Genomic DNA, 18,839 nt, shown 5'->3' with positions numbered 1-18,839 from the left:
GAATGAATGAATACGAGAGAAATGCAAATTGCAGAAAACATAAGCAAGGGGAAATTTCTCAAGTTAAAGGATCAAATTCATAATTTTGCGGGGATGGCCGACGCTTTGAGAACGCTTATTCGTAACGATATCGCAAGTATTGAAATTACCGAGCACATAACGCTAATACATCTCAAAGATGGCAGAAAGTATAAATGGAACCCTGAAATTCTGGATATGGCAGTTTGGTTATTAGAGAAAGGGACCGTAGAACCGGATGAAACAGCGATGGTTCAACGTTTGGTCGGAGAAGGGAATATCGCATTGGATATCGGGGCAAATGCGGGGTGGTACTCAATTTTATTAGCCAATTTAGTAGGCGGGAACGGAGAAGTCCATGCTTTCGAACCGTTGGATGATGCGAATCAGGCTCTGATTGGGAATGCGGAACTGAACGGTTGCAGAAACTTGCATGTTCATCCGTATGCCGTCAGCAATAAAGAGGGGGGGGCAGAATTATTTGTGCCTAGTTATCATCTGAATACACTGGCCTCCTTAACGTCCAATCCATATGTGAGCGAAAGCAGACTGAAGTGCCAATTGGTTTCTTTGGATAGATTTGTTCAGGACAATAGCTTAACAAATGTACATTTTATTAAAATTGACGCTGAAGGCCATGAACTAGCTATACTGCAAGGTGCAAAGCAGATGATATGCGCATGTCATCCTATTCTCATGCTCGAATGTTTGGATCAACAGGCATTCGAGGAAATACGGCAATTCCTTGAGCCAATAGGTTACTCCTTCTATATGGCGAAACAAGGCGTTTTGGTACAAAAAGTAACCCTAGGGCAACTGGGTCAGGAGAGTAATATATTCTGCATGCGGCCTGAGCAAGCGGCACCCTATCTGCACGAATGTTAGGGCAACAGCCATTCACTTGTCACCATTAATACATGGAGGTATTGTTTGTGATCGATGCGACGAATGGGTTCACGACAAACGAAAGTATGGATGAAGCAAACAATCCATTCATACAGTTTGAATTGCCTGGAGATCTATCGAGAAGTCTTCTGTCTATGGGTGGGAGCTCCGATTACGCGCTTTACGTCTTGTTAACTTCCGGTGTCTGGTATTTGATGGAATTGTATACGAACCAAAATCGGGTCGTGGTGGGTATGCCAGCAGTCGATGAAGACGAGAGTCCGGAATTTCTTAGTCCGCTAATGTTTCTTGAAGTTCAAACTACTGATCTACATTCCTATAAAGAGTTTCTCTTTTATTTAAAGGGCGCATTGTCGGAAGCTTTGAAAAACCGAAATGTGCCTGCACATCATCTGTACGACCGGTTGGCATTAGAGACGAGCCCGGACGGCAAATTGTTGCTCCAAACGATCGTATCCTTAGATACGTTGCATCATAAAAACATGGAGATCCGGAAGAGCGTCGAAAGCGATATATGGTTTCATTTTGAAAAAAGAGAAGAATGCATTTCCGTTCGTATTGACTATACAGTAGCCTACCAGGCTAACCAAGTCGAGCGCATCCATCATCATTTAATTCATTTTTTTCGAACGGTTACGGCTAATCCAGACGTCTTGCTGGATGAGATTACTGTGCTTACCGAGAATGAAATACAAATGTTGAAAACTATTAACGATACTCGAATCGTCTATGATTCCGATCAAACTATCCACGGTAGCATCGAGGCTCAAGCAGCAGATCATCCGGACAGGGTGGCACTATGCTATAAAGGTAAGGAAATGCGCTTTGAAGAGTTAAATCGCCGAGCCAATCAACTTGCTAGATTCTTAAGTGAAGTCCACCACGTTCAGCCGAACGATCGCGTAGCCCTTATGATGGATCGCTCGTTAGAGATGGTAATTGTCATATTAGCTATCCTCAAATCAGGTGCAGCGTATTTGCCGATCGATCCCACGATGCCTCCCGAACGTGTTCGGTCGGTTCTGGAAGACAGCGAGTCTAAGCTCATCCTTACGCAAAGCCAATATGCTTTTATTGCGGGAGATGCATCCATTGTTCTTATAGCAAATAACGAACAGGAGCGGATTAATCAGCAGCCTTCGCATAATTTGCCATCCATAGCTGTCGCTGAGGATTTAGCTTATATCATCTATACATCGGGTTCAACCGGAAAGCCTAAGGGAGTAATGGTCGAGCATCGAAACGTAATTAATTTCTTTGCCGCGATGGACGAACAATTAAAGCCGGATGCGAATGATGCGATGTTGGCTTTAACGACCGTTTCATTTGACATATCGGTCTTGGAGTTGCTATGGACATTAAGCCGCGGCGTTCAAGTGACCATTCATCCTAATGACGGGACGCAGTGGGAGGATTTTGACGCATACCTGCAACCAAGCCGCGTTGCTTCAATGGAATTTAGCCTGTTTTTCTTCTCTAGCTATGATCACGCTCAGGAAACCGATAAATATCGGCTTTTGCTGGAAACTGCAACGTATGCGGACCAACATGGATTTCGTGGTGTATGGACGCCAGAGCGGCACTTCCATGAATTCGGGGGGCTGTATCCTAATCCATCGGTAGTATCCGCGGCGTTGGCGATGGTTACGAACCGACTGAAAATTCGTTCGGGAAGCGTGGTGTCACCGTTGCATGACACAATACGAATCGCCGAAGAATGGGCTGTTGTCGATAACTTATCGAAGGGAAGAGTTGAATTGTCGTTCGCTTCCGGCTGGCATGCGGACGATTTTGTGTTCTCACCAGATAAGTACCAGGGGCGCAAAGAAGAGATGGTCCGGCAAATTGAACAGGTGCGGTCGCTATGGAGAGGGGAATCGGTGACCCGCCAGAACGGTTTCGATAAATCCATTGAGGTTAAAACGTATCCCAGGCCGATTCAGAAGGAATTGCCGATATGGATTACGACTGGGGGCAACCGCGATTCTTTCATTGAAGCGGGGAAAATGGGCGCGAACGTATTAACGCATCTGCTTGGACAAGATCTTGATCAGCTGAAAGATAACATAAGTCTTTATCGCCGTGCGTTGAAGGAGAACGGGTTTGAGCCACACAGCGGCAAAGTAGCGCTAATGCTTCATACGTTTATCGGCGAAGACATGGAATCCGTCAAAGAAATCGTTCGCAAGCCCTTTATCGATTACCTGCGCTCCAGTCTAAGCCTTATCAAAAATTTGGCCGAGGATTTTGCCATTGACCCTGCTGCGCTTGAAGACCCGGAGGTCATCGAGAAAGTGCTGGAAATGGCATTCGAAAAGTATTGGGATACGGCGGCTTTGCTTGGCACTTCCGATAGCTGCTCGGAATTAATTGAACAGCTTTCGGTGCTCGGCGTGGACGAGGCTGCCTGTCTCATCGATTTTGGCGTTGAGAAACAAGCCGTTATGGACAGCTTACACCGATTGGCTGCGTTGAAAGAACGTTTTCGTCCAGATAACGAGCAACTTCAGAAGGAGGCCGCCAGTCGAAAGATTACGATGTTGCAATGCACGCCTTCCCGATTAGGCATGTTGCTGACGGATGAACGTTCCCAAGCATTCTTGGGTTCTTTGAAGAAAATCATCATTGGCGGCGAGGCGCTTCCGACCCAGCTTGCGGAGTCGTTGCGGAAGCGGACAAGCGGAGAAATCTATAATATGTATGGCCCCACGGAGACAACTGTATGGTCAACGTGCTACAGGCTTATGAATATCGAAGGAACGATCCCGATCGGTCGACCGATTGGAAACACGCAGGTCTATGTACTGGATAAGCGTAGACGTATGACACCAATCGGAGGTTACGGGGAGCTATACATCGGGGGAGACGGGGTTACGCGCGGGTATTGGGCTCGGGAAAGCTTGACGGCGGAACGATACGTTCAAGACCCGTTCTCAGACAAGCCGAATGCCCGCTTATATCGAACGGGTGATATCGGGAAATTCCGGGATGACGGCACGATTGAATTCCTGGGCAGGGAGGATCATCAAGTCAAAATTCGCGGGCATCGCATCGAGCTTGACGAAATCGAGTACTGGATCAGAGAATATGAGCCCATTCGGGATTGCGTCGTGTCTGCACGCAAAGACGATGGTGAAGAAACGTATTTATGCGCTTACGTCGTGTCCAACAAACAGCTGAGCACATCTGAGCTTAGAGGGTATTTATTGCAACAGATTCCGAACTATATGGTGCCTGCACGGTTTGTCGTGTTGGATCAATTACCGCTCACTTTCAATGGCAAGATTGACCGCAATTCATTGCCTGATCCATCGAGCCTTGCATCTGTTAGGGAAGGGGACGACATGCCTTCGAGCGAAACGGAGAGGGAGCTTCAACATATCTGGGCGCAGGTGTTGAGGGTGGACGCAAATGCAGTCGGGATGTACGATAACTTCTTCGATCTAGGTGGAAATTCCATCTTGCTGATTCAGTTGAATTCCCAAATTAACAAACGTTTCCCGGATACGGTATCAATGACGACCCAGTTCTCCTTGCCCAACATCAAAGCTTTGGCGGGCTATATCGATAAGAAAGGGAAAGCTGCAATTGCCAGGGTAGCATTCCCGGATTCATATTTTGAAAGTAGCGGCGAGGAGACTTCATTATACAAGAAATATCAGTATCGTCTGGAAGGAGAGGCACTGACCGCGCTTCTTGATAAGTCAGTCTACCACCACACTTCCATCGAAACAATCGTACTGGCCGTTTATATTTACCTATTAAGCGAATTATCGGATTCTAGCATGGCTGAGGTAGAGTACATCTCCGAAGCCGAACATTGTCGTCTAAAAGTGGATGTTAGCCAAATCGAGGATCTCCCCGCCTTATTTGCTGCGGTTGAACGTTCCGAAAGGGTAAAGCGGGAGTGGAATCAGCACTCCCTTTTAGAGGCGGTATCTGGTGAGAACGGGAACTCCAACTCCGTTATAATTCTGTTCGGCGAGTTCCCGGAACAGGGCATTGTCGAAGCATCGATAGGTGCCAACCTGATCCGGCTGCAGGCAGAGGAGAATGAGCAAGGCATTGAATTATCGCTTGTCGCATGCGGTCATTTACTTAATAAAGAAGCTTGTAAAGGTCTATTTAATCGGATCATTCGATCATTATTGGGGTTTGCAAGCAGAAGGCAGGAGAGTTGAGGGATAAGTGTGAAGAAATTGTTTCAAGAAGACAATCAGGCTAGCTTTGAAGTATATGAGTCCGAATCTTCTCTTCAACAAGAACCAATAGCTGTTATCGGAATGGCGGGCAGGTTTCCGCTCGCTAATAATTTGGAGCAATTTTGGTCAAATTTGACTGTAGGCATGGACTGTATTACATCCATCCCAGACAGCCGGAAGAAGACGATCGAACGGTATTTTCAATTAAAGAATATGCCTCTCGATGATGCAGCCTATGCAAGAATGGCATACCTGAACCAGATCGACCTATTCGATTCGGAATTTTTCAACATTTCTCCTCAGGAAGCTAATCTTATGGACCCGAACCAGAGAATTTTTCTGGAAACCGCTTGGACTGCATTTGAAGATGCGGGGTATGGGGTAGAGAGGCTTAGGGGAAGCAAGACCGGTATATATGTCGGATATTCTAACGAAGGCACGAAGTATAAGGAGCTCATTGAAGATTTCGAGCCTGAATCGTTGCCTGTCGCAACGCCTGGAAATTTACAGGCAATCATTGCAAGCCGAATCTCTTATTTGATGGATTTAAGAGGCCCAAGCATGCTCATCGATACAACGTGCTCTTCTTCCTTGGTTGCAATCCATACCGCCTGTCAAGAGATTCGGAATGCCGAATGTGATATGGCGATAGCGGGCAGCGTGAAAATTCATCTTACGCCAATAGAAAGCGATGCCAAGATTGGGATTGAATCCTCGGACAGCAGAACCAGAACATTTGACAATTTATCGGACGGTATCGGACTTGGGGAAGGAGTCGCTGCCGTTGTACTGAAACCATTGCGGAGAGCCATTCAAGACGGTGATCGCATATATGCCGTAGTAAAAGGGAGTGCCAAAAATCAAGATGGAGCTTCGATGGGTATTACAGCTCCTAATTTGGAGGCGCAAGCGGATGTTATTACGAGTGCTTGGGCTTTTTCGGGCGTGGTGCCAGAGACGATCAGCTATATAGAAGCACATGGGACCGGGACGAAATTAGGAGATCCCATTGAGATTGCAGCGATTGAACAAGCTTTTCGGCGTTACACTTCACGTAAGCAATTTTGTGCAGTCGGTTCGATTAAGTCGAATATGGGGCATCTGGATACGGCTGCGGGGATAGCGGGGTTTGTCAAAGCCGTTCTTATGCTTCAGAATAAAGTTCTTATTCCTACGTGCCATTTCCAAAGGCCTAATCGAAAGGTAGAATTCGAGGGCTCCCCTGTCTATGTTAACGACCGTTTCATGCCGTGGGAGCCGATCGGTACGCTACGCAGATGCGGAATCAGTTCATTCGGGTTAAGTGGCACAAACTGCCATATGGTTCTCGAAGAATACGTTTCAGATGCCGCACAGACAGAAAAAGACAACCAGATGCATCTCATTGCTTTATCAGCCAAAAGCAAGAAAGCACTGATGGAATCGATTGCTCTCTATATCGATATGTTGCAAGAGGATAATAATATCTCGATCAACAATCTTTGCTATACGGCTAACGCGACAAGAGAACATTATTCGCACCGATATTTCGTGATATTTCGAAATCAGACGGAACTGGAGTCATGTTTACGGAGTGCCCTTGCCCATGATCTGCAGCTAACTGCCGGGGAATTGAGCCGTTATTCCGAACATAAACTGGGCAGTGTTCGGGGTACAGCCGATTCAACGCATATCAGCGAGGAGGAGCTGCATCGGATATCGAAGGAAGCAGACCAACTCATTGCGCAACTGGTGAAGACGGGTAAGGCTGACCCTTCGAAGCTATTCGATCTAGGGCTGTTATATGTTCGCGGAGCGAAAGTGAAATGGAGAGAGCTACAAAAAGGGAAGGGGACACGCACGGTCAATGCTCCAACATACCCATTCCAAAGAAAGCGGCATTGGCTTAGAAGCATGGATGCCGTGCAGTCGAATTGGGCAGCACAAACTGGCTATTACCAAGTGAAATGGGTCAAAGAGCACCGGCTTGGCAGAAATGCGGTCCATCGCGGAGGGTGCATATTGATACTCGGGCAGCCCGAAATGATGCGCGATCGACTTGCTGGCGAGGTCGCAAAACTGTTGAGGCGGGCAGGGCTGGATGTGGTTGAAGGAGTCGTAGCAGAACGGAACGAAAGTTACGGCAACGGATCATATGGATTCATGGACACAGATGCAGGATATCTATACTTATTACAGCAAATTGGAGAAAAATCGATTGATCAAATCATACATTTGGGAGGCTGGTATGAGCGCACTTCCTCAGCACAGCTGCTATCGGAGCCCGACCTATCGGGTTTAAACAGCCTTTTCCGTTTGGTACAGGCACTCGTCGTAGCAGAGAGAAAGCAGTTGATGGATGTTGTGCTCATTACCAAACAGGCTAATAGGGTTACCGGAACGGAGAACGTAACGCCGGAACACTCCTCTTATATTGTCTTTGGGAAAACCGTTGGTCAGGAACATTTGAATATTAGATGCCGAAGCCTGGATATCGATGATCTTTATAATATTGCAGATATAATTAGCGAACTTTCTTATAAGGGAAGCACATATTCGGTTGCTTATCGCAACGGTGAACGTTTTATTCAAAGAATCGAAGCAGCGGCATTCGTGCCTGCTCAGAAGCAAATTCTTAAGGACGGCGGCGTGTATCTCATCACGGGCGGTTTGGGGGATGTCGCTCTAGAGGTGGCAACATGGGCTGCCAAACAAAAGAAAGTCCGACTATTGCTTGTCAACCGCTCCTCGCTACAAGAAGCTGGTACGGATTCGAGCACGCGACTCGAGCGAATCAAAACCAAACGATCCAAGATCCAAGAAATCGAGGGACTTGGTAGCCAAGTACACCTATTTCAATTCGATATTGCTGATTCGCAAGCGTTATCGGAGCATTACTCCCAATGGCGGGAGCAATTCGGCAAGGTAGATGGGGTATTTCATTGTGCGGGGGTAGCGGCTCCTTCGTTGATTCAAGACAGGCAGCTATTGGAGGCGGAGGAGGTACTGCGTCCCAAAGTGCAAGGGACTTGGGCATTGAAGCGTGTGTTGTCACAAGAACCACTCGATTTCATGGTACTGTTTTCTTCGGTCGCTTCACTGATGGGCTTATACGGGAATAGCGATTATGCGGCGGCAAATGCCTACTTGGACGCGGTTGCGTCACAAGAAGGCGATGCTTCTGGTCAAGTCATATCAATCAGTTGGCCTGCGTGGAAGGATATAGGGATGGGGAGAGCACTGGATAATGAAGGGGAGCATCTATTCAGCCCTATTCTCCCTGTGCAAGCAATCGCGGCAATGGAACATGCGTTGTCCAGTTACCGTGGTCAAGTCATCATTGGGAGTATGAATATGACCCACCCGTTGCTCACGCATCATGATCTCGCGCCTATTGAAGTTTCGGTGGAAGTTCAGGGTGCCGGCAAGAGAAAGCCAGACGCAAGCGTTGCGCCTGCTAGGCAGACGGTGTTGTCAGGCAGTGCACAAGGGTATTCGGATACGGAAAAGCAAATTGCGAAGATTTTTACGGATGTTTTGGGAATCGAGGAGATAAGCATTCATGATCACTTCTATGAAATTGGCGGTAACTCACTGCTAGCAGTGGAGTTTATTAACCAGATGGAAAGAAGTTATCCCGGAATGATGGACATTGCCGACTTGTATTCCTACCCCAGCATCGCTCGAATCGCTGAGCATATCGACGGCAAAAGCAACAAGGAGCAGGAAGGAAAAGAGGACCCGCTGGACTTACTGCTGGACGGCCTTGAGGACGGGAGTTTAACATTCGACGAAGCACTGGATCTGTTTTCCAAGGGGGATTGACTGATGAAACAAATAGAGAAGTACATCTTATCTCAGGTCTCAGAGAAGCAATTGTCCAAACAGCAAGCCAAAGCGATGCTTCAAGAACTGAAGACAAAAAGGCTGAACGAAGAGTCGGCAGGAAAACCGCTTGCGATTGTCGGAATTTCCTGCAAACTTCCGGGTATCAAAAATCCTGATCAGTTCTGGGAGCGGCTGTGTCATGAGGAGAACATGGTGGGAATGTTCCCTAACTCCAGAATTCAAGACATCGCTGTCTTGAATCAAGCCGATCCATTCCGGGTCGGCGGTTATGTGGACGATATTGCTGGGTTCGACCCGGCATTCTTCAGGATTTCTGCCAAAGAAGCAGAGTTAATGGATCCGAGCCAACGGTTATTTTTACAATCCGCTTGGGAGGCATTGGAAGATGCGGGGATGCATCCTAGGAATCAGTCGATCGGCGTATTCGTCGGCATGGAAAGTACGGATTATCCCGAATATTCGCGGTTAATTACGGAGGACAACCCACTCGTGCAGACTGGGGCAAGCACGGGAATTTTGGCAAGCCGAATTTCTTATATTCTCGATCTGCATGGACCGAGCATGGTCATTGACTGTGCCTGTTCTTCCAGTCTGGTAGCCCTGCATACAGCATGCCAATATATTCGCAGCGGAGAATGCGATTCAGCATTGGTTGGCGGAGTCAGTTTATTCCTGAACCCTGCAGGTGATGGCGTAGTGGACTCTGCCGGCGGCCAGATCAGAACCTTTGACAAAGACGCGGACGGAACCGTCTGGAGCGAAGGAATCGCTTCCGTATGTGTAATGCCGCTGGAAGAGGCGTTGAAGAAGAATCATTTTATCTATTCGGTGATAAAGGGAAGCGCGGTGAATAATGACGGTGCATCCAATGGAATTACCGCACCGAGCGCCGAAGCTCAGGCTCAATTGTTGTTGCGTGCATGGGAAGTCGCTGGCGTGTCACCAGAATCGATCAGTTACCTGGAAGCTCACGGTACGGGAACTAAGCTTGGTGACCCGATTGAAATTAAAGGAATCACGCAAGCGATGCGGAAGCATACGGATAAACAGCAATTCTGTGCAATAGGCTCCGCTAAGACCAATATCGGTCATTCCAACGGCGCTTCGGGAATCGTTTCCGTCATCAAGATGGCATTATGCCTTATCAATAAGAAACTGCCACCTTCACTGTTCTTCGGAAGCCCTAATCCTTATATCAACTTTGTGAGTTCTCCGGTTTTCGTAAACGACCAATTGAGAGACTGGCAGACTGGGGAGAATCCTCGCATATGCGGGGTAAGTTCTTTCGGATTTAGCGGGACGAATTGCCATGTCGTACTGGAAGAGGCGCCGATTCGTGCCGAAGAAGAGGGCGAATCCCACCATCAGATGCATGTGTTCCCGCTTTCTGCAAAATCGCTGAATTCCTTGCGAGGTACTGTCGAAAAGTATATCGCGCATCTAACGAATAATCCGACATTGCGAATTTCTGATATTTGCTATACGGCAAGCAGAGGGCGCGGCCACTTCAACTACCGTTTAGCATTAGTCGTGGAGAGTGTCGAGGATCTGCTTCATTCGTTGCGAGAATTTATGCAGCGTGCCGATTGGGGGAACAGGGAAGGACGACTTTACGGTTCATTCAAACTCGTGTTCAATAAAGAAATCAAGTCGGTAGGGGAAATTACGGAGGATGAGCAGCGCATTCTGAGCGCGGAAGCAACTGCGCTTCTGTCCGGTAGCGGTGGAAATAATCGAGAACGAACAGTCTTGTATGCCCTGTGCCATAAATATTGCCTTGGTGCGGATATCGATTGGTCGTTGCTGTATCATGCGGACGAGGCAAAAATTGTACGGTTGCCGACCTATGCGTTCGAGTCTATCAAGTTTTGGGTACCGATCGAATCTCAAGTTTATTCATCCGGCAGGGGATCGAAACTTGCAATAGGCTCTTCTTTAATCGGTGAATTGTTGGCTGAAACGGAAGATCAATGGATATATGAGACTTCGATGTCGGTTGATGCTCACTGGATACTGAGCGAACACCGCGTGGCTGGCACGTGCATAATACCCGGTACGGCTTATCTGGAAATGGCACTACAAGCTGGAAAGCGAAGCTTGCGATATCCTGTAACAAGGATGGAAAATGTACAAATCCTCATCCCGTTATCGGTAGAGGCTGATGAAAATAAATGTGTCCACACGTTGGTGCGAAGAGAAGGTAGTAACTATACCTTTAGGATCGCCAGCAAGCTTAACGATGGCCCTGCAGTCGAGTCGCCATGGAGCGTACATGCGGTTGGCGAGCTGTTCTTTGACCATTCCATTGAGGCAACATCGGACAAACATACAGGTAATCTGCAGACAATGGTACAAACGATTCGCGAAAGTGAACCGAATCCTATCGTACCGGAGAATGGTCTGATTCAATTTGGTCCCCGGTGGAATAACATTCAGCATGTCCATCGGATGGAGAAGGAAGCTGTCGTCTCGCTTCAATTGCCAGAGGAATACCGGAAGGATATAGAGGAATTTGCGTTGCATCCAGCGCTGTTAGATATGGCGACATCGGATTTCAATAGACAGGATGGGAATTTTATTCCCCTGTTCTATAAGAAAGTCTCCATTATCGGTTCACTGCCAGACCGTTGCATAAGCAGAATCGTGCAGGCCAATCCAGACAATCGGGATGTCCGCAGGTACGATGTAACGATTTGCAATCCTGATGGGCATATCTTGGTCGCAATCGAGGGCTTCACTACGAAACGCGTCCAGGGTCAAGACCGCAAGCAGATGGACATGAATCGGTCAGCGCCATCCTTCTATCGCATGGAATGGAGGGAAGAGCACACTCGTCACTCCCCGATTGTAATGCAGCCCGATGAGACAACGCTTATTCTAAAGGGCGAAGGTGTGGTATCGGATGATGCGGCTGACGCCATTCAAAAGCTGGGGGGATGCGTCATTACGGCCGTTCTCGGAGACCGCTACGAAGAGACCGATGCGCGCAACTATATACTGCCTGCAGATGTCGAAGGATTTGATCACGTCGTTCGATGGGTCAAGGAATGCAAAGTCCGCCGAATTATTTATATGGCAACAATCGGCAACGCAGACGAAAATGACTCGCTGGCTAGCCTCCGCCACAAGCAAGAAATAGGGTTCACGGGCTTGTACCGCTTGACTAAAGCTCTGGTTAACGGAGGAATCCGAGAGGAAATTGACCTTGTGCTCATATCCGACTATGTTCATGAAGTAACGGGCACGGAATCCGTTCTAATGCCTGGTGGCGCTACGTTGTTAGGATTGGGCAGGGTTATCTGCGAAGAGCATCCCAACATTCACTGCAGAGGAATTGATATTGATCATCATACGGATGTCGAACAAATCGCGAGGGAAGCGTTAAGCGGGATCGAAACGCCTTATCTCGTTGCTTTCCGCGAAGGAAAAAAATATGCGGAGTATTTCGATACAATGGAACAATCTGCTAGCATCACCGACGAAGTATTGATCCGGGATGAAGGATATTACCTCATAACGGGTGGGTTTGGAAGTATCGGACTAGAGATTGCTCAATATTTGTCTGATCGAAGCCAAGCTGCAATTGTGCTTCTAAGCCGGACGATCCCGTCGAGGGAAACAAACGAAGCCCGTACAGCCGATGAGGTCGAGCGGGCAAGAAAAATGGAGATCCTTGATCAATTCGATCGTCTCGGTAAGACAATCGTCTATTGCGCGGCAGATGTTGCGGATGAGCAGCAAATGAGAGAGGTCTTGCGAAATTTGCAGTCAGAACACGGCCCCCTTCGAGGAATCGTGCATACCGCCGGTGTCGCAGGAAATGGTTTTGCAGTCATACGGGACGAAGAGGAATACCACGAAGCGTTGAATGCTAAAGTTTATGGCACATGGATTCTTCATGAACTCACTCGTCAAGAAGAACTTGATTTCTTCGTCATGTTCTCGTCTGTAACGTCGATTATTGGTGCGGCAGGACAAGGGGATTATACCGCGGCTAATCGGTTTCTTGATGCTTTTGAGGCTTATCGAAACCGTATATGCGGAAACACCTATGCCATCAACTGGGCAGCGTGGTCCGAAGTGGGAATGGCGAAACGGTTTGGTGGAAGTCAGGATGGTATATTCCATACATTGACGACCCAAGAAGGACTTGCGTATTTTGCAAAATCTCTTAGCTTGAAAGCAGGAAGGGTCATTGCGGGGACATTGCGGCCCGAGAGCTTGTCGATCCTTCAATCCTCCAATTCGATTCGAGTAACGAACGAGGTTATCGCATCCTTAACGCACAAGGAAACGGTAAGCGCAGCCGTGAAGAGCAACAATTTGTTAGGTTGGAAGCAAACGGAGCTTGAAGGGAAGCCGGATGTGCATTACACCGATATGGAAAGAATCGTAGCGAATGTGTGGGGTCAAGCATTGGGCACGTCCACCATTAATGTGCATGACAACTTTTACGCGCTTGGTGGGGATTCTATTTTAGCGCTCCGGATTGTTAACGATATTACAAAGCATTGTCGGATCACAGTGGATATCGTCGATTTGTTCGAATACCCTTCCGTCCATGAATTAGCAAAATATCTCGACCATAAACAAACGAGCGAACACCAACATCCCGTTGCGGGTGACAACGCGAATGAGGTGTTATTTGAGCTGTCATTAGCACAACAACGCATATGGTTCTTACAAAAGTTTGATCCAGAAATGACCGCATACCAATTGTTCACCAATATTCCGATTCAGAACGAGATGAACGTTGAGCGATTTAAGGAAGCTTTGAACATATGTGTGCACCGGCATGATGCCTTGCGTACGCGATTTGTAGAGAAGGATGGGGAGCCATGGCAATATTTCGCTTTGGATGTCGGCGAAGTATTCGAATTCATTGATTTGTCCGACCGATCGAACCCTAAGGAATCTGAATTGGAGATGGTGGAACAGCAATGCTCCAAGCCTATGGATCTGTTCGGTACCCTATTCCAGGTAACCTTATTTAAGCTTGAAGATACCAGCTATCATTTATTTTTTAACGTGCATCATTTAATTACGGACGGATGGAGCAGCAACCTGCTATTCAACGAATTGCTAAACGTTTATGACTCGCTAAGGGAATCGAAACCGCTTCGCTTGCAGGACCCGGCTTATCAATATGCCGATTGGATTCGTGTACAGAACCAGTGGCTAAATAGTTCGGAATTCCAAGAGTCAGAAGTCTACTGGCAACAGCAGATAGCCAAGCCGTTGCCTATGCTAAACCTGCCGATAGATTACTCGAGGCCGCCTGTAAAGACTTATAATGGTGGGTATTTGCTTCATACGTTCGACCAAGAACAAACGGAATCCTTGAAGCAACTTGCCGCATCATGCAATGTAACCCCATATATGCTGATGTTGTCTTTGTACGGCATATTCCTTAACAAGATTAGCGGGGATTCAGATATCATCATAGGATGTCCGTCAGCCGGAAGAACAGGAAGCGATTTTGAGCATGTCATTGGGTTGTTTATGAACGTCCTGTGCATCAGAATCAAATTCAGCGATAACCAACCCTTCAAATCGTTAGTCGAACACGTAAAGCAACAAAGCTTACAGGCTTACAAGCATGGCAGATATCCATTTGAACGATTGGTTACCAAAGTCAATCCGGAGCGCGATGTAAGTCGAAGTCCAATCTTTACAACCATGTTTCAATATTATGATCACATTCCGCAACCGAATGAAAGGTATAGTCAGTATGACTTGAGCTTGTTATGCAAAGACTCGGACGGACAGATCGAAGCGAGAGTAGAATATAATTCCGATTTATTCCATCGGGAGAGCGTTATTCAGCTGGTAAGTATGTTCGCACACCTCATTGAAGAGATTTTGCGTGACCCGGACGTTAACATGAGGGACATCCAATATGTTCCCGCCACCCTTATGAAAAAGTTGAGAGAGGATTTTAACGATACGAAGGCAGCATTTCCTAACGGGAAAACCGTGCATCAGCTTGTACATGAACAAGCGCTTCGTACACCCGACCTTGTAGCGGTCGTTAACGGAGAACAATCCCTTACTTACGGGGAGCTTGAGGAGCGATCCGACCAATTGGCGCTCTGGTTAAAGCGGAACGGAGCAGGTCGGGGGGATCTGGTTGCATTGGCTATGGGTAGAACCACAGAAGCGGTGGTTGCTATTCTGGGCATTCTTAAATCGGGAGCAGCATATTTGCCTATCGACGTGAATTATCCTAGAGACCGGGTCGAGTATATTCTGGAAGACAGCGGCGCGAGGTTCATCGTGACGCAGTCTTCATTGGATGTAAGTTTACCGGAGGGGTGCATCGTTTGCAATATCGATACATGGCATGGAGAGGATGCCGACCGGAATGGGGTTTTGGCATATTCCTCCATGCCTAATGATCTTGCATATATCATCTACACTTCGGGCTCCACGGGCAAACCGAAGGGCGTAATGATTGAGCATCTGTCCGCGGTCAATTTTATTTACGGCATGACCGACCAGATAGACTTTTTGACAGGTAAGTCAATTTTGGCTCTCACTACAGTGTCATTCGACATCAGTTTCCTAGAGTTGGTGTTGCCTTTGACACGCGGCATGAAGATCGTAATGGCGAGCGAGGAAGTGCAACTGGATCCCAAACTGCTTGCCGACGAGATAGGAAAGCAGGGTGTGGATATGCTTCAAATGACTCCGTCCCGCATGGCCTTGCTTCTGCGTTCGGGGCATACCGCTTGCCTGAAGCATGTATCTGAAATCTTGATCGGCGGAGAGCCCTTCCCGGAGATAGTATTGAAGCAGTTGAAAACGCTGACCGCAGCGAAAATTTATAACATGTACGGACCGACGGAAACGACAATATGGTCCACCATGAAGGATCTAACCGAAAGTACAGCCATATCAATCGGAAAACCGATCTCCAATACATCGATCTATATTCTGAGTGAAGACGGTCAGTTGCTGCCTCCAGGGTTTGTCGGAGAGTTATGTATCGGAGGAACTGGCGTCGCGAGGGGATACCGGAACAAGCCGGAGCTGACGGAGATGAAATTTGTTAATAACCCGTTTGAGCCAGGTACGAAACTGTACAAAACCGGAGATCTAGCTAAATGGTCGATTAACGGTGAACTTCAGCATTTGGGACGAAATGACAACCAAGTAAAGATAAGAGGATATCGTATCGAAATCGGAGAAATCGAGTCAGCGCTCTTAGAGGTAACTTCGATAAGAGAAGCGGCCGTCGTTACGAGGCAAGACCGATCCGGCCATATGTTCCTTTGCGCTTATATCGTCTCGGATGAGAATTTAGGCGCTCCGCAAGTTCGCCAAGAGCTGGCGAAGGGATTGCCGGAGTATATGATCCCCTCCAAGTTTGTGGCTTTGGATTGTCTCCCGATGACGCCGAACGGAAAGATTGACCGCAAGGCCTTACTGGCGGAAGTATCCAAGCACGACGAACCGACGCCGTCCGCTCTCAGTGAAACGGAAAGAAGGTTGATGAGCATATGGCGTAGCGTACTGGACCTGGACGCCGTCGCTCCGGATGCGAATTTCTTCGAACACGGCGGACACTCCCTGAACGCAGGAATGATGATTGCGAGAGTCAACAAAGAATTTCATGTGGATATGAGGCTCAGCGAATTGTTTCAGAACCCGACAGTCCAGAGGCTGGCCAATGTCATAGAGAAGGAGCATCAGGTTGCTTCTCGATCCATCGAGCGATCTGGGGATATGCCTTATTATCCGCTTACTTCAGGGCAAAAAAGACTGTATGTGCTGCATCATTTGGAACGTAATTCGGTCTCTTACAACATTCCCGCAGTCTTCTCCATCCGCGGACCGTTGGAACCAAGTCGCATCGTATCCGCTTTTGGAAAGCTGATGGAGAGGCATTCGGTCCTTCGCACATCGTTTGGCATCCGCAATGGGACAGTGGTGCAGCTCATCGCGTCTGATATTCTTCCTGATGTAGAAGTATCCATGATGGAGAAGGATGAAATCTCGCGGGTCATTTCCGAGTTTATTCAACCGTTCGATATTGCGAATGCGCCCTTGTTCCGTATGAAAGTCGGAATCATTGATGATCGCAACGCATTCGTGCTCTTCGATATGCATCACTTGATCGCCGATGGATTGTCCGTAGCCATCATGATGAAAGAACTCTTCAGGCTGTACCACCAAGAAGAGGTCATAAATTCGGTGATCCAATACAGTGATTATTCCGTTTGGCAGGCAAATTGGATGAAATCTGAAGCGTTTCGTAAGCAGGAGCAGTATTGGTTAAGCCGATTCGAACGGCCTGTGCCGATGATGAATTTGCCTGCAGATTATCCGCGACCGTCTGTCCAAAGCTTTGAAGGAAATACCATTGTTTTCTACGTGGATGCTCGTTCTACCGAGCGGCTGAAACGATTGGCGGAGGAGCAGGGGGCAACGGTATTTATGACACTCCTTGCGCTCTATTATGTGCTCTTGCATAACCATTCGAGTGTAGAGGATATCGTCATAGGTACGCCAGTCTCGGGGAGAACGCTCTCGGAAATTGAGAGCACCGTCGGGGTCTTCATCAATATGCTTCCTTTGCGCCATACGGTTCGAAAAGAAATGCTATTCATAGATTTTCTAAATGAAATCAGGCTGAACACCGTGGAAGCGCTCGACAACCAAAGTTATCCGTTTGAGATGCTTATCGAGAAACTGCATCTTGAGCGAGATTTAAGCCGAAACCCTATATTCGACACCGTCTTCGCTATGCAACAGAAATCGCAATCCGAATATCAGATTGGAAATTTGCGCATTTCGCCTGTCGAACCGAAGGTAAACGTTTCTAAGTTTGACCTTACATTGCAAGTGACGGAAATCGATTCGGAACTAAGCGTTGAGTTGCAATACTGTACGAGACTGTTCTCGGAAGATACGATTCGCAACATAGGTGATGATTACATCAGAATGATTAAACGACTCCTGGGCCATCCGAACGCAACTTTATCTGAAATTGGAGGACCAAGTCGCATGGAAACCAGTCGTTCACACCCGAACTTACCGGCCGTAAGGCACATAGAACAACCGACGGAGAAGCTAATGGCATCCGAGTTATCCCATGTTCCGCCGATTACAGCAATTCAGGAGGATGTTGCTGCGGTATGCAAAGAAGTGTTGGGGTTACAGAAACTAGGCGTGAGCGAAAATTTATTCCACATCGGTGGTGATTCCTTTCTCGTTGTCCAAATCCAGATCCAATTGGATGGAAAGTACCCTGACCTGATTCGAGTGGCTGATCTGTTCGCTTATCCAACCGTCGCTGAAATATCGCAATTTATCCAACAGGGACTTGCACAAGCTGTTGCGGAGTTAGACGGTCAAGAGGAAGGGCCAATGGTGACAGATATCACACTTTCAGAGGTGAATTGGGATCGGCTAGCTCAACCGGCGGCAAGGAATGGACTTTCCGTACAAGAGCTGCTGCTGTCGATCTTTATCTACTCGTATGCGGAGTTCGCAACAGAGGATAAAGTCATTGTCCTTGCAGGCTTGCATCCGAATCAGAGCCCTATACCCGTAGAGCTTGACCTCAGCGATATGACTAGTCAGGAAGAATTGTTCGTACGCGTTCGAAACAGCTGCATGAATCCGGTTCAGATGGCAGCCTTCGCGCAGGAATCCAATAATCGCATTCCCTATTTCTCTACGGCAAGCCATTTGGGAGATACGGGTGTGAACAAGTTTATACATTTCCATGTCGATGTGGATGGAGAGTCAGCAAGAATTAAATATAGGTACAGGGATTCATCCCCAATGACGGAAAACCCGGAAGGTCTGTTGTATGCTTTTATTAATATCTTAAACTTTATGTTACAACATGATGCTAATGGTATGCATAAGGAGTGA

Annotated in this window: 4 protein-coding genes; all 4 read left to right on the top strand. The window is 47.6% G+C overall.

What is annotated here, in order from left to right:
- Positions 1 to 6: 6 nt before the first annotated feature.
- The 4 genes from ABIE27_RS20660 to ABIE27_RS20645 are packed head-to-tail and all read left to right on the top strand — an operon-like array spanning position 7 to position 18,839.
- Positions 7 to 903: an FkbM family methyltransferase gene (locus ABIE27_RS20660; RefSeq protein ID WP_123064865.1), complete on the top strand. Its 897-nt coding sequence runs from the start codon at positions 7 to 9 to the stop codon at positions 901 to 903.
- 47 nt (positions 904 to 950) lie between these two features.
- Positions 951 to 5,105: a MupA/Atu3671 family FMN-dependent luciferase-like monooxygenase gene (locus ABIE27_RS20655; RefSeq protein ID WP_161556943.1), complete on the top strand. Its 4,155-nt coding sequence runs from the start codon at positions 951 to 953 to the stop codon at positions 5,103 to 5,105.
- Positions 5,106 to 5,114: 9 nt separating this feature from the next.
- Positions 5,115 to 8,930, top strand: a complete 3,816-nt coding sequence (locus ABIE27_RS20650; RefSeq protein ID WP_123064867.1) for an SDR family NAD(P)-dependent oxidoreductase — start codon at positions 5,115 to 5,117, stop codon at positions 8,928 to 8,930.
- Between the two features lie 3 nt (positions 8,931 to 8,933).
- Positions 8,934 to 18,839: a hybrid non-ribosomal peptide synthetase/type I polyketide synthase gene (locus ABIE27_RS20645; protein ID WP_123064868.1), complete on the top strand. Its 9,906-nt coding sequence runs from the start codon at positions 8,934 to 8,936 to the stop codon at positions 18,837 to 18,839.

Source organism: Paenibacillus sp. 4624 (assembly GCF_050435065.1).
Classification (GTDB): Bacteria; Bacillota; Bacilli; order Paenibacillales; family Paenibacillaceae; genus Paenibacillus; species Paenibacillus amylolyticus_D.
Note: the sequence above shows the minus strand (reverse complement) of the source record. Positions and strands in the feature narration are given on the sequence as shown.

Coding starts and splice junctions, on each gene's coding strand:
- ABIE27_RS20660 (WP_123064865.1), top strand. CDS start 7: ATGAATACGAGAGAAATGCAAATTGCAGAAAACATAAGCAAGGGGAAA.
- ABIE27_RS20645 (WP_123064868.1), top strand. CDS start 8,934: ATGAAACAAATAGAGAAGTACATCTTATCTCAGGTCTCAGAGAAGCAA.